1 protein-coding gene is annotated in these 382 nt (G+C 62.6%); it reads right to left on the reverse strand.

The window, feature by feature from the left end; all coding sequences use genetic code 11:
- On the reverse strand, positions 1-329 hold a 329-nt coding region (locus HFC70_RS26700), incomplete at its 3' end, for a hypothetical protein (protein ID WP_168476324.1).
- Between the last annotated feature and the right edge of the window lie 53 nt (positions 330-382).

Consider the following 382-nt stretch of genomic DNA (forward strand, 5'->3'; position numbering starts at 1 on the left):
ATCGGGAAGCGCTTGCAGTAACGCGCGCGCGCCGCCTCGGCTTCTTCGCCGCTCAGCAGCACCGCCTCGGCGCGGTATTGCACGCCGCGGATCAGCGCGATGCTTTTCGGTTTCGGCGCGATGGTGCCGACCACCCGGCCGTTGTTCAGCATCAGCCCGCCGTGGCGGGTGTGCGGTTCGGTCATCAGCCACAGCGCCATCGTCGCGGCGTCGAACACGTAAAAACAGTTGGCGCACCACATGTCGAGGCCGTCGCCGGCGCACAGCGTCAAGACGTGTTGCTTGCCGATGAAATCCGCAATCTGCTGCCATTGTTCTGGGGTATTCAAGGTTACTCGCCTCCCTGTTCACTCACTTCATCTTACCCTGCGTTGTTGAAGCG

It is taken from the genome of Agrobacterium sp. a22-2 (assembly GCF_012276985.1).
In the GTDB taxonomy this organism is placed as follows: domain Bacteria; phylum Pseudomonadota; class Alphaproteobacteria; order Rhizobiales; family Rhizobiaceae; genus Allorhizobium.